This window comes from Qipengyuania citrea (genome assembly GCF_009828015.1).
GTDB classification, from domain to species: domain Bacteria; phylum Pseudomonadota; class Alphaproteobacteria; order Sphingomonadales; family Sphingomonadaceae; genus Qipengyuania; species Qipengyuania citrea.
Map to the genome: position 1 here is coordinate 138246 of NZ_WTYG01000003.1, position 11639 is coordinate 149884.

Genomic DNA, 11639 nt, shown 5'->3' on the forward strand with positions numbered 1-11639 from the left:
TGTCGTATGAAACGCCTGTTGTCGCACAAAGACTGTCGCCAACCGCGCACGATGGCAAGTCCGAAGAGGGACGTAGACGAAGCGGACGCCCGGCGGCCTTGCCGCCCGCTCGCTTCTATTGACGCGCGAGCGCCTCGGCGATCAGCTGCCGGGTGTTGGCGACGCCGTAAAGCGCGATGAAGCTGCCCATGCGCGGGCCCTGGTCGCTGCCGAGCAGCGTCTGGTAGAGCGCCTTGAACCAGTCGCGCAGCGAGGCGAAACCGTATTCCTCGCGCTTGCCGATCTCGTAAACCTGCGTCTGCAGGTCTTCCGCACTGGTGTCCTCGGCGGCTTGCGCCAGATAGCTGTCGAGCGCTCGCAGCGCCTTGGCCTCGTTCGTGCTGGGGGCACGCTTGTCCAGCGTGGGGACGATGTAGTCCCGCGTATAAGTCACCGCCGTGGCGATGAGCACTTCGAGCTCGGGCGTGATCCGGCCATCGCCGATATAGCTGGCGAGGTAATCGCGCAGCGCATCTTCGCTTGCCTCGGCGCCCAGCACGCTGGCGAGGTTGAGCAGCAAGCCGTAAGTCACCGGCAGGCTGTCGCCCGCGCCCGGAGCTTCCGCCGCTTCGAAACCGCCATTGGCCCGCGCCAGGTGCCACACCGGATTGCCGAGCTGCTTGTCGAGCTCCTGCTCGGCCAGCCGCTCGCGGAACTGCCAGTAATCGTCCACCGCGCGCGGGATCACGCCGACGTGCAGCTGCTTGGCGCTTTTGGGATTGGGGAAGATGTAGAAGCCGAGGCTCTCTTCCGAACCATAGGTCAGCCATTCGTCGATGGTCAGCCCGTTGCCCTTGGACTTGGAGATCTTCTCGCCGTTCTCGTCGAGGAACAGCTCGTAGATCAATCCCTCGGGCTTGCGCCCGCCCAGCACCTGCACGATCTTGCCCGACTGCACGCCGCTGTCAGTCAGATCCTTGCCGTACATCTCGTAATCGACGCCCAGCGCATACCAGCGCATTGCCCAGTCGACCTTCCACTGCAGCTTGCTCATGCCGCTCAGCGCGCTCTGCTCGACGACGGTCCCGTCCTCGTCGGTGAAGCGGATCGTGCCCGCCTCGGCATCGACCACCTCGACCGGCACCTGCAGCACGCGTCCGGTCTGCGGGCTGACCGGCAGCACCGGCGAATAGGTCTGGCGGCGTTCCTCGCGCAGCGTCGGCAACATGATGTCGAGAATTTGCTGGTTGGTGCGCAATACCTGGCGCAGCGCCTCGTCGAAGGCACCCGAATTGTAGCGATCGCTGGCCGAGACGAACTCGTACTGGAAACCGAAGCGGTCGAGGAATTCGCGGAGCATCGCGTTGTTGTGCGCGGCGAAGCTGGCGTGCTCGCTGTCGAAGGGATTGGGCACCCGGCTCAACGGCAGGTGCAGATTGTCCTGCAGCAGCTGCTGGTTGGGCACGTTGTCGGGCACCTTGCGCAGCCCGTCCATATCGTCGGAGAACGCGACCAGCCGCGTCTTGCCGTCTTCGGGCTTGGCGCCGATCAGCGCTTCGAAGGCGCGGCGCACCAGCGTGGTGCGCAGAACTTCCTGGAACGTGCCGATATGCGGCAGCCCGCTGGGGCCGTAACCGGTTTCGAACAGGACCGGCGAGCCGTCGGGCTTGGCGCCGTCGGGATAGCGTTTGAGCAGGCGCTGCGCCTCCTGGAACGGCCAGGCCTTGGACACGCGTGCGGCGGCGATCAGATCGTTCATGCTCATGCGCCCGCCTCTCGCCAAATTGCCGCAACGACGCAAGCCGCAAATTGCGCGGCGGGAATGGTCCATATTCGTTCGATGTTTTGCGCATGGCGGGCCGCGAGCGCCCCGTTTGCAAGCCGATGCTGCCCCATGGTGGAGCGAGTTCCAGTCGAAAACGATGCCAGGAAAGCGGACCATTGCCCCGCGGCCACAAGGCGCCGCAGGTCACTCAGACATCGGAGTTGAAAATGGCAGACTATCCTGGTTTCGACGAAGAAAAGGTCCAGCATGCGCTCGACGCGGCCCAACGGCACAATGACGCTGTCGGACTGCAGAACTCGGACGGCGGGCCCAACATCCTGGCCGGCGGAGAATTCGCGGTACAGGCGCAGTGCATCAGCGTCACGGTGAAGAACAACAAGGTCTGCCTCAACCTGCCGTTGGGCATCGGTTCGGTCTGCCTGCCGATCCCCGTTTCGATCCCCGACGGCACGGCCGCCGAAGCCTGTCTCAGCATCTGCACCACCTGGGGCATACCCACCGGGGTCAAGGTGACGGTCTCGGTTGCCGGGCACACCATCGTGACGAAATCCTTCGGCAAATGCTGATCACCTGACCGCAGCACCGGGCAGCCGGTGCCGGCGTCCGGAATTCCCTCTCTGGCCGGACGGGTAGGGGCGCTTTCCCCGCGAGCGCCCCTATTGCCGCAGCCCCCTCCCCGATCGATCGGCGCGGCCCGCAAGCCAGCCCTCTCGGCATGACGGCTGCGCGCTCTGTTTACTTTTCGTTCCTGTCCCATCATGGTCGCGCGGTGAGCCAGCCCCTGCCCCTCCCCGCCCTGCACGCCAGCCACGCAGGCACCTGGCTGCGCGATGCCAATGGCGCCACGCGGGGCTGTTCGAAGGGCGAAGCCGTGATGGCCGCCGCCGATACGCCGCAATTGCTGATGAATGCGCCGCTGGTGGCCAGCCGCCTGGGCTATCCCGACCTCTCGGGGCTCGATCTGCTCGAACTGTTCGCCTTCGTTTATCCCGCCCGTTTCTGCGTGCCCACGCCCAAGGGCCTGGCGCATGCGCTGGGCCTCGAAGAACCGGCGGACGACGCGGCAGTGCCGCTCCTGCTGCAACGCGCCGCGGGCGCTCTGGTCGCGACCTGCGAAAGCGACGACTGGGCCGAACGCGAAGGCGCGTGGTCGACGCTGCAGTCGCTTGCGCGGTTGCGATGGCCCTGGGCGGGTGTGCTCGCGCCGCATGTCCGCCGGCCCGAGCGGGCCGAGAAGTGGCTGTTCACGCGGCTCCCCGAATGGGAGGAAACCGCCGAACGGCCGCAGCCGGCGCAAGTGCTCATCGACGAACCCGAAATCGAGGCCCAGCTCGAGCGGTTGACCGGCGAAGGCGCCGAACGGCGTGAAGGCCAGCGGCTGTTCTCGCGCGATGCAGGGCATGTCTTCGGGCCGCGCGACCGGCAGAAGCGGCCGCATGTCCTGCTGGCGCAGGCAGGCACCGGCATCGGCAAGACGCTCGGCTACCTCGCCCCCGCCTCGCTCTGGGCCGAACGGTCGGGCGGGACCGTGTGGGTATCGACCTATACCAAGAACCTGCAGCGCCAGCTGCGCCGCGAAAGCCGCAGCGCGTGGCCTGCCGCACGCGCCGATGGTTCGCCACCTGTGGTGGTGCGCAAGGGGCGCGAGAACTACCTCTGCCTGCTCAATCTGGAAGACGCCTTGCAGGGCGGGTTCGCGGGTCGCCCCGCAATCCTTGCGCATCTGGTCGCGCGCTGGGCCGCCTATTCGCAGGATGGCGACATGATCGGCGGCGACCTGCCCGGTTGGCTGGGCACGCTGTTCCGCAAGCGCGGGATTGCCGCGCTGACCGACCAGCGCGGCGAATGCGTCTATGCCGGCTGCCCCCATTACCGCAAATGCTTCATCGAACGCAGCGCCCGCAATGCGGCGCAGGCCGATCTGGTGATCGCCAATCACGCGCTGGTGATGGTCAACGCCGCACGCGGCCGCGATCCTGCCAGCCGCCCGACGCGGATCGTGTTCGACGAAGGACACCACGTGTTCGACGCCGCCGACAGTACCTTTTCCGCCGCGCTGACCGGGCAGGAAGCGATCGAGCTGCGGCGCTGGATTGTCGGCCCCGAAAAGAACAGCCGCGGACGTCGGCGCGGGCTTGCGGCCCGGCTGGCGGATGTCGCCAGTTACGACGATGCGGGCGGCGAAGCGGTCGAAGATGCGGTTGTTGCCGCGCAGGCGCTGCCCTCGGACGGCTGGCTTGGCCGGCTCGCCGAGAACGCCCCGCTGGGCCCGCTCGAACATTTGCTGGCAGCAGTGCGCGCGACCACTTTCGCACGCGATGAAAGCGGGCTCGAAATGGGCTATGGCATCGAAACCGAGACCGCCCAGCTCCCCGGCGAGCTGGTCGAGGCGGCAGGCACTGCGGCGCAGGCGCTGGCAGCCATCCGCACACCCTTGCTCAAGCTTGCCGGACGGCTCGAAGCGATCGTCGAGGACGCGCCCGACTGGCTCGATGGGCAAGGCCGTGCACGCATCGAAGGCGCGCGTCACTCGCTGGCCTGGCGGATCGACCTGATCGCGGCGTGGGAAGCGCTGCTGTCGCGGCTCGGCGGGCCGGCCGATCCCGAATTCATCGACTGGCTGCAGGTCGACCGCAACGATTCGCGCGAATTCGATGTCGGGATCTATCGCCACTGGCTCGATCCGATGAAGCCCTTCGCCAAGGTCGTGCTCGAACCTGCGCACGGGGTCATGCTGACCAGCGCCACGCTGACCGACCGCGACGAGACCGGGCCCGACTGGCCGCATGCCATCACCAAGAGCGGCGCGCCGCATCTGGAACTGGCACCGAAGACCGCTGAGGCGCAAAGCCCCTTCGATTACGCGGGCCGTGCAGAAGTGCTGATCGTCACCGATATCCGCAAGGGCGATATCCCCGCGCTGGCGGGGGCCTATGCGCGGCTGATCGAGGCGAGCGATGGCGGCGTGCTGGGGCTGTTTACCGCGATCCGGCGGATGCGCGCGGTCTATGGCCGGATCGCCGACCGCCTCGCGCGCGCCGGCCTGCCGCTCTATGCGCAGCATGTCGATCCGATCGATACGGGCACGCTGACCGACATCTTCCGCGACGATCCGCGCGCCAGCCTGCTGGGCACCGATGCGCTGCGCGACGGGGTCGACGTGCCCGGCCGGAGCCTGCGCTGCGTGGTGATGGAAAGCGTGCCGTGGCCGCGCCCGACCATCCTCCACCGCGCGCGCCGCGCCGCCGCGGCGGATCAGGAAGGCGGCGCCAAGCGCTATGACGACCGCATCATCCGCGCGCGACTGGCGCAGGCCTTCGGGCGCCTTATCCGCACGCGCGAGGATGCCGGCCATTTCGTCGTGCTTTCGCCCGCTTTTCCCAGCCGGCTGCTGTCCGCCTTTCCCGAAGGCACCCCCGTCACGCGGCTGACGCTCGAAGAGGCTTTACAGCGCGTGGCCAACGGTGTTGTTAGCGCCGACCTTTCGACAGCGGAGACCCTGCCCCAGTGATGACGCGCGCATGAAGATCCTCGGCCTGCTGCGTCATGCCAAGTCCGACTGGGGCCAGAGCGACAAGCGCGATTTCGATCGCGGGCTCAACGATCGCGGCCGGCGCGGAGCGCAGGTGATCGGCGACCACATTCGCGCACATGGCGTCACATGGGATCGCCTGCTCGCCAGCCCGGCGCAAAGGGTCAGGGCCACGCTGGCCGAAGCGCTGCCCGACATGGCCCCCGAGTGGGACGAACGGCTCTATCTCGCGGGAACCGATACGATCATGGATATCATCCGCGAGAAAGGCGGTGATGGCGATACGCTGCTGCTGTCGGGCCACAATCCCGGCCTTGGTGACATGCTGTTCGAACTGGTCGCGCCCAAGCAGGAAAACGCGCTGTACGACGAGGCCAAGGTCAAGTTCCCCACCGCTGCCTATGCGGTGTTCGAGCTCGATATCGACGACTGGAGCGAATTGCGCACCGGTTGCGGCGTACTCGCCCACTTCGCCCGCCCGCGCGATCTCGATGCGGAACTGGGGCCGGAGTACTGAGGCGACTTGCCCGGCCGGGAACGGCCTCGAGGGATCAGATCAGGCCGGCGTCCTTTAGCTGCGCAGCGCGCCCGCGAGCCACGGGCACCCTGAGGCCGGTTGCCAGCACGATCTTGGTGTCCCTGCCGCTCTTTTCGCTCCCCGCGATAGCCGATTGCGCCACCCACCAGCTGCGATGGACGCGCAACCCCGCTCCCGGCGGAACCAGTTCGGCGGCCTCCGACAGCGACATCAAGACCATTTCGCTGCGCCCGTCGCCGATCACCTTCACGTAGTGATCCTCCGCCGTCATCGCGATGATGCGCGGGAAACCCTTGGGCAAGCGGCAGTGCATGGCGGTCTCGGTCAAAGCGGATGCACCTTCGCCCGGCGCGTCACCGCGCGGCGCCGACATCTCGCCTCCCGTTCGCCTTTCGCTGCGGCGATAGGCAAGGAAGAACAGCACAAAAAAGGCGACAGCGATGAGCATCGACATCGGCCAGGCAAACGCAAAGGCGGAGCCGAACGCACCGCTGGTCCCGCCCGTCAGCCAGAGTATGGCCCAGGTGATGACGACCGATCCCACGGGAATGGCAAAGGCATAGCCCCACAGTTCGTCCAAGCCGAGCATGCGCGCCGATGCGGCACCGATCAACGACAGCCCGCGCATGACCGCCCAGCCGGCCAGGCATCCGCCGATACCGAAAGCCATCTGCATGCCGAGCGATGCCTCTGACGCAGGCGGGAATCCGATCAGGGCGAGGAAGACACCGCCAAGCGCCACGATGCCGACTTCGGCGAGCATGCGCTCGCGCGAACCGGGGCGGCGATTCGGCCGGCCTGACTGTTCCGGGAGAAGCTGGTCGGTCACCGCCGAATGTCTTCCCGGACAGTTCGCGCGGCAGCGGCGACCATCCACGTGTTTGCCTGACCGTTCACGTAGTTCCTCTTTGTTTTGCTGCGGCTCCGATCAATCCGGAAGTTCCTTTGAACGAAAAACCGAACCGACGGAACATCACCATGCCCAGAACCGCAAGCCGCAACAGGCCGAACGAAACCACGACGGGCGCGGCAAAGCCGCCCTCGATCCTGTCGACCGCTGCGATCACAATCGCGGCGACCGTGGTCATGACCGGAATATCGATGGTATTCGGCGGGTTCGGATCGCAGGATGCCATGCAGACATCGCGCGGGATCAGCTTGCCGATCGTCGTCCATCTGGCGACGGTGCTGTCCGCGCTGTTGCTGGGACCCGTCGTCCTGCTGCGCCGCAAGGGCGATCGCTGGCACCGCCGGCTCGGCCGGGTCTGGGTCCTGTTGATGGTCGTGACCGCGCTGGCATCGGCCTTCATCCGGTCGCCGGGGGCGGGTCTCTTCGGGACCGGCTTCAGCGCGCTCCACCTGTTCACCGTGTGGACGCTCATCTGCGCGCCGGTCGGTGTCTGGCTGGCATGGAAGAAGCGTATTGCAGCGCACCAGGGCGTGATGACCGGGCTCTATATCGGGCTGGTCCTCGCCGGATCCTTCACGCTGATACCGGGCCGGCTGCTGGGGAGTATGGTGTTCGGGTGACAACCGGCCGGAGCCGGTGCGGATCAGCTGATCAATCCGGCCACGGCAGACCGGCAGCTAGCGCAAAACCCGCGGCCCCGGCCCGGCTTCGGCCGCCATGTCCTCGGGATTGTAGAGCTTGCAGGTCTTCAGGCTGAGGCAGCCGCAGCCGATGCAGCCATCGAGATTGTCGCGCAGTCCCTGCAATTGCTCGATCCGGCGGTCGAGGCTTTCGCGGATCGCCTCGCTGATCTTCCACCAGTCGAAGCTCGAGGGGGTGCGGCCCTGCGGCAGGCTGCGCAGATGTTCGCCGATATCCTCGAGCGACAGGCCGAGTTTCTGGACGATGAGGATAAAGCTCAGCCGCCGGATATCGCTGCGCAGGAACCGCCGCTGGTTGCCTGCGGTGCGGATCGAATGGATCAGCCCCTTGTCCTCGTAGAAACGGATCGCCGAGGCGGAAAGGCCGGTGCGGCGCGCAAGATCGCCGATGCTGAGCTGGTCGTTCGCATTCATCGATCAGGCTGATAGATTATTTCGAGCTTGACCTCAAGTGAAGTTGAGGTTGCATAGGGCTGTGCATCGCAACCGGCGGGCGGCCATCCGGCCCCGCCTCACAGGAGATGCATAATGACGACAGGACGTCTCGAACACGCCAATATCTCGGTGACCGACCCCGAACGCTGCGCCGCGCTGCTCAGGGACCTGCTGGGCTGGGAGGAGCGCTGGCGCGGTCCGTCGCAGAAATATGGGCGTTCGGTCCATGTCGGGGGGCGGCACGATTACATCGCGCTCTATACCGGCGAGCATGTGCGCGGGGGTTATGCCAAGGGCCAGCCGCTCAACCACCTGGCTTTTACCGTGGACGATCTCGATGCCGCCGAGGCCGCGGTGACTGCGCACGGCCTCGAACCTTTCGGGCATGACGATTACGAACCCGGGCGGCGGTTCTACTTCTTCGACTGGGACGGGATCGAATTCGAGGTAGTCAGCTATGAATGAGCCGATGCACCGCGCGTCGCTGTTCGCGCCATCCCCGCGCCGGCCGGTGCGCCCTGGAACCCGGCCATCGCCCCGAGGGGAACCTCTTCGAACCGGCCGAGCCAGCGGCGCGCCATCTTCGCCAGCGGCACCGGGTTGAGATAGTGCCGCTTGCAGCGCCCGTCGCGTTCGGAAGCGACCAGTTCGGCCGCTTCGAGCACGGCGAGGTGCTTGGCCACCGCCTGGCGGGTCATCGGCAGGTCTTCGCTGAGATTCGCCAGCGTCAGGCCGCCCTCCTCGCTCAACCGGTCGAGCAAGTGCCGCCGTGTCGGATCGGCCAGCGCTGCAAATGTGTCGGTCATGCGAACATGGTTACGAAGATCTTGCCGAGTCGCTCAAGCGCGCGGCGTCCGCGTGGGCCGGTTTGTCCACGGTCGGGCCTCAACCGGGCAGCGTACCCGTCTGCCGCTGCGCCTCGGCCAACGCGATCGCGGCGCTCGTCGCGACATTGAGCGAGCGGACCGCGGGACGCATCGGCAAGCGCACCTGCGTATGGCTGGCTTCCACGACGGTATCCGGAACGCCTGCGCTTTCCTTGCCGAACAGCAGCACATCGTCGGCGCGAAAGGCGAAGTCGTAGGCCGAGTGTGTCGTCTTGGTGGTGAACAGCACGAGGCGGCTGTCGCCCAAGCTGGCTCGAAACGCCGCGAACCCCGCATGACGCGTGACCGCGACATGGTCGATATAGTCCATCGCCGCCCGCCGCACCCGGCGATCGTCCCACGCGAAGCCCAGTGGCTCGATCAGGTCCACCGCCGCGCCCATGCATGCGGCGAGCCGCAGCACGGCGCCGACGTTTCCGGCGATCTCGGGCTCGAACATCGCAATCCGCATCTCAGAGCAGCCTGGCTGTCGCTGGTGCGCCGCCCGCCCATGGCTGATCGGTCCGGTCGAGGACGAGCGGCCCCTCCCATGGACGGCACAGCGCGTGGGCGGTTTCGGCGGAACCCTGCGTCCACCGGCCGTGGTCTTCCCGCGCCAGCAATACCGGCATGCGCGCGTGGCAATCGGCAGCGACCCCGCAGGCCTCGGTCATCACCATTGCATAGCAGCGCCCCCATTCCGCCGATTCGCGCCACACCCCGGCGATGGCGAACACCTCGGCATCGGGGCGGCTCAGCCAGCTTCGCGTCTTGCTTCCTTTCGCGCCTTCCGCCTCGGCCCAGGCAGTGACCGGGATCAGGCACCGGCGCGATTCGAAACTGGCGCGCCAGAAGGGGCTACCCAGCTTGTCGGTGCGCGCATTGTTGACCGGCTTGGGTTTGAGCGGCTGTCCCTTGCTGCCCTTGAGCACCAGCGGGAAACCCCAGCTCATCTGCGTGAGCAGGCCTTCCGCCACCACGGCGCCGGGATAGCCGGGGAACACTTCGGCACCGAAATTCGCGCCTGCCAGGTCGTCGATCGCATCGAACCACTTGGCGACCTCGTCCTTGTTCTTGGTCATGCGGTACAGATTGCACATCAGGCGTTGCCCACGACGAAGCAGGCCGCCGCGACCAGCGCCCCGGCCCAGCGGTTGGCGCGGAAGCGGGCAAGCGGATTGCCGGCATCCTCGGCATCGAGCGTGGCGACTTGCCAGGCCAGATGTGCGGCGACAGGCAACAGCGCCAACAGGGCGACCCAGTCCGCGCGGTAAAGCCAGAAGGCCAGCGCCCACAGCGTGACCGCACCGGCATAGAACAGCGCCACCCCGCCCTGCACATGCCCGCCGAGACGCAGCGCGCTCGACCGAATGCCGACCAGCGCGTCGTCCTCGCGGTCCTGCAACGCATAGATCGTGTCATAGCCGATCACCCACAGCGCTGCGCCTGCATACATCGCGGCGAGCGCGTCCCAATTGTCGGCGCGCAGCTGCGTCCATCCGACCAAGAGCCCCCATGTGAAAACCAGTCCGAGCCAGGCTTGGGGCCACCAGGTGATCCGCTTCATGAACGGGTAGGCCGCGACCAGCACGAGGCTGCCCAGTGCCACCCCCTGCGCCAGCGGGCGCAGTTGCAACAGCACCAGCAGCCCGGCTGCGCACAACGCCAGCAGCCATGCCCATGCGAGCTTCTTCGAGATACGCCCGCTGGCGACCGGGCGCGAAGCGGTGCGGGCGACTTTCCGGTCGAGCTCGGCATCGACGATATCGTTGTAGACGCAGCCCGCACCGCGCATCGCGACAGCCCCCAGCAGCAACCACGCGAGCAGCGCCAGCTGCCAGCCCGCGCCGGTCAGCCACACGCCCCAGACGCAGGGCCAGAACAACAGCCACCAGCCGATCGGCCGGTCGAACCGCGCGAGCTGCGCCAGGTCGCGCGGCAGTTGCGGGAGGCGCGCAACCAGCCCGCGGTGTTCGCTGTCGGGGACGACGGTTTCATTCATCGCGCCGGCCCTATCAATCTCGCCATCGCAGCGAAAGCGGGGATCGCCGTGGACCTTCTTTAGGAAAGCACCCCGATACCGGCTTTCGCCCGTATGGCGGATGTGATTAGAGGGGCCATGCCCGCTACCCCCGCCTGGCCGCCCAAGAGCGCTCCGCGTCTGTTCGTCGAGCAGGAACTGTCGGCCGATACGCCGGTCACGGTCGAAGGCAATCAGGCGCATTACCTGTCGAAGGTCATGCGCGTCGCCCCCGGCGATGCGGTGATCCTGTGCGACGACATGACGGGTGAATGGGCCGCCGAAGTGATCGAAGCAGGCAAGCGCCGCATCGTGCTGCAGCCGCGCGACCACCAGCGGCCGCGCGAAGCGGTGCCCGATTTCTGGCTGTGCCCGGCCTTGCTCAAGAAGGACCGCTTCGACCTCGTGCTCGAGAAAGCGACCGAACTGGGCGCGGCGCGGATTGCGCCGGTGCTTACGCGACGCTGCGTGGCCGACAAGCTCAATGCCGAGCGGGCGGCCACGATCGTGACCGAGGCGGCCGAACAATGCGCACGCACCGCGCTGCCCGAAGTCGCGGCCCCGGCCCGGCTCGATGCCTTGCTGCGTGACTGGCCGCAGGATCGCCACCTGTTCTTCGCTGACGAGGAAGGCGGCGAGCCGGCCGCCGATGCCTTCTGCTATGCCGAGGGGCCCGCCGCGCTGCTGGTCGGCCCCGAGGGCGGGTTCGACGACGCCGAGCGCGCAGCCATCCGCGCGCATCCCGCATCGGTCGCGATCAGCCTCGGCCCCCGCATCCTGCGCGGCGAAACTGCGGCTATTGCCGGCATGGCGGTGTGGATGGCCGAAGCTGGCGACTGGCTGGACGCAGATTAATTTCCTTTTCACGCACG

14 protein-coding genes are annotated in these 11639 nt (G+C 67.0%); 6 read left to right on the plus strand and 8 right to left on the minus strand.

All coding sequences use genetic code 11. The features are described 5' to 3' along the window. Positions 1-115: 115 nt before the first annotated feature. Positions 116-1744 (minus strand): lysine--tRNA ligase, encoded by a 1629-nt coding sequence (locus GRI55_RS10735; protein ID WP_160767157.1) that lies wholly within the window; start codon positions 1742-1744, stop codon positions 116-118. Between the two features lie 227 nt (positions 1745-1971). On the opposite strand from GRI55_RS10735, the gene GRI55_RS10740 reads away from it, so the two are divergent. From GRI55_RS10740 to GRI55_RS10750, 3 genes are all read left to right on the plus strand, one after another. Beyond that, entirely contained in the window at positions 1972-2331 is a 360-nt protein-coding gene (locus GRI55_RS10740; RefSeq protein WP_063510946.1) for a hypothetical protein, read from the plus strand. 149 nt (positions 2332-2480) lie between these two features. Beyond that, a complete protein-coding gene (locus GRI55_RS10745) occupies positions 2481-5276 on the plus strand; it encodes an ATP-dependent DNA helicase (RefSeq protein ID WP_370873224.1) in 2796 nt (931 codons plus the stop codon). A 10-nt stretch (positions 5277-5286) separates the two neighbouring features. Beyond that, positions 5287-5814: a SixA phosphatase family protein gene (locus GRI55_RS10750; RefSeq protein ID WP_160767159.1), complete on the plus strand. Its 528-nt coding sequence runs from the start codon at positions 5287-5289 to the stop codon at positions 5812-5814. A gap of 34 nt (positions 5815-5848) precedes the next feature. Here GRI55_RS10750 and GRI55_RS15245 read toward each other — a convergent pair whose 3' ends face one another. Both GRI55_RS15245 and GRI55_RS10760 read right to left on the minus strand, forming a co-directional pair. Next, the gene (locus tag GRI55_RS15245; protein WP_160767160.1) at positions 5849-6664 is read right to left on the minus strand and encodes a LytTR family DNA-binding domain-containing protein; all 816 of its coding nucleotides are present in this window, start codon (positions 6662-6664) and stop codon (positions 5849-5851) included. A 64-nt stretch (positions 6665-6728) separates the two neighbouring features. Further along, a complete protein-coding gene (locus tag GRI55_RS10760; protein ID WP_160767161.1) occupies positions 6729-6923 on the minus strand; it encodes a hypothetical protein in 195 nt (64 codons plus the stop codon). On the opposite strand from GRI55_RS10760, the gene GRI55_RS10765 reads away from it, so the two are divergent. Further along, entirely contained in the window at positions 6922-7365 is a 444-nt protein-coding gene (locus GRI55_RS10765; RefSeq protein WP_160767162.1) for a DUF2306 domain-containing protein, read from the plus strand. The genes GRI55_RS10760 and GRI55_RS10765 overlap by 2 nt on opposite strands. Before the next feature lie 57 nt (positions 7366-7422). Here the strand turns inward: GRI55_RS10765 and soxR are convergent, their stop codons facing one another. Continuing rightward, positions 7423-7860, minus strand: coding sequence for a redox-sensitive transcriptional activator SoxR (soxR, locus tag GRI55_RS10770; RefSeq protein WP_160767163.1), 438 nt, complete (start codon positions 7858-7860; stop codon positions 7423-7425). Positions 7861-7974: 114 nt separating this feature from the next. Between soxR and GRI55_RS10775 the strand changes: the two genes are divergently transcribed. Further along, complete coding sequence (locus GRI55_RS10775; RefSeq protein WP_160767164.1) at positions 7975-8346, plus strand: VOC family protein; 372 nt, start codon at positions 7975-7977, stop codon at positions 8344-8346. On the opposite strand, the gene GRI55_RS10780 is transcribed toward GRI55_RS10775, so the two are convergent. The 4 genes from GRI55_RS10780 to ubiA form a co-directional block, all read right to left on the minus strand. Then, on the minus strand, positions 8337-8687 hold the full coding sequence (locus tag GRI55_RS10780; protein WP_063505664.1) for an ArsR/SmtB family transcription factor: 351 nt from the start codon (positions 8685-8687) through the stop codon (positions 8337-8339). The two genes, GRI55_RS10775 and GRI55_RS10780, sit on opposite strands and share 10 nt — an antisense overlap. A gap of 79 nt (positions 8688-8766) precedes the next feature. Further along, a complete protein-coding gene (locus tag GRI55_RS10785) occupies positions 8767-9219 on the minus strand; it encodes a tRNA (cytidine(34)-2'-O)-methyltransferase (RefSeq protein WP_160767165.1) in 453 nt (150 codons plus the stop codon). Between the two features lies 1 nt (position 9220). Beyond that, the gene (locus tag GRI55_RS10790) at positions 9221-9847 is read right to left on the minus strand and encodes an SOS response-associated peptidase (protein ID WP_160767166.1); all 627 of its coding nucleotides are present in this window, start codon (positions 9845-9847) and stop codon (positions 9221-9223) included. Further along, on the minus strand, positions 9847-10749 hold the full coding sequence (gene ubiA / locus GRI55_RS10795; RefSeq protein WP_160767167.1) for a 4-hydroxybenzoate octaprenyltransferase: 903 nt from the start codon (positions 10747-10749) through the stop codon (positions 9847-9849). The genes GRI55_RS10790 and ubiA overlap by 1 nt, the downstream gene beginning before the upstream one ends. 117 nt (positions 10750-10866) lie before the next feature. Between ubiA and GRI55_RS10800 the strand changes: the two genes are divergently transcribed. Beyond that, positions 10867-11622: a 16S rRNA (uracil(1498)-N(3))-methyltransferase gene (locus tag GRI55_RS10800; RefSeq protein WP_202392470.1), complete on the plus strand. Its 756-nt coding sequence runs from the start codon at positions 10867-10869 to the stop codon at positions 11620-11622. Positions 11623-11639: the final 17 nt, after the last annotated feature.